This is a genomic window from Campylobacter sp. RM19072 (genome assembly GCF_024723485.1).
GTDB lineage: Bacteria > Campylobacterota > Campylobacteria > Campylobacterales > Campylobacteraceae > Campylobacter > Campylobacter porcelli.
In genome coordinates, this window is sequence record NZ_JANQCU010000053.1 from 1 (window position 1) to 942 (window position 942).

The 942-nt window shown below is 35.9% G+C and carries 1 protein-coding gene; it reads left to right on the forward strand.

The window, feature by feature from the left end; translation table 11 throughout:
- Positions 1-942 (forward strand): LPD23 domain-containing protein (locus CSUIS19072_RS08420; RefSeq protein WP_337212275.1); only part of this gene is annotated, 942 nt, incomplete at both ends.

A 942-nucleotide genomic window follows, 5' to 3' on the forward strand; every position in this document is an offset into this window, starting at 1 on the left:
TTCTACCACAACGGCTAATAAAAGTCAAGCCAAAAATATGATGGGTGGCTTTAGCACTATGGCGTTGCAAAAGGCTATATTACACCTAGGTAGTGGCGCTATAGGTGGAGCGATAAATGCCAATGCCGAACAAGACCCAAGTAAAAAACATGAAGCATTTGTGAAAGGATTTTTATTAGGAGCTGGTGGCTCAGTCGCAGCTATAAAAACGCTAGAAAGCTCAGCCAAATTAGCCCCACAATTAGCACGAATTAGCCAAGGGATAGCTAAAGATTTACCCATGATTTTAAATGATAGACCTGATATTGTGGGTAAAGCCCTAGGTAAATCGCCAAAGGATAATTATAATTATATTTTTGGAGGAGAGAACGCAATCGGAGCAAATAAGGCTAAACTACAAACCGCCAAGGATATGGCAAAAAATGGAGCAGATGAGAGCCAAATATGGACTAAAACTGGCTGGTATAAAGACATTGATGGCAAATGGAAGTTTGAGATAAATCCGCTTGGTGGCAAGTTTAAAAAAGTAATAAAAGATTTGTTTGACGCTAAGGCTTTTAAAGAAAAAAATAGAGAAAAACTAGAAGTCTTACAAGATAGAGCTAAAATAAATGATAAATACCAAGCCAATCTAAATAACTTAAACGCTACTTTAAGCCAACAATCTAGTATTATCACAAAGGCAAAAGATGGTTTAAAGCTTAGCGAAGTGCTAGATGATAAAAAGCTCTTTAATGCTTATCCACAGCTAAGAGATTTGAAAGTAAGATTTGATGAACTTGAAGGTCAAATGTCTATGTATGATGGATATTACAATAAAACGCTTGATGAAATAGTTTTAAACTCTAAACTCTATAATAAGCCTGAAATGCTAAGAAGTATTTTATACCACGAAATACAACATAAAATCCAAAGCATAGAGGGCTTTGCTAGTGGCGGTAT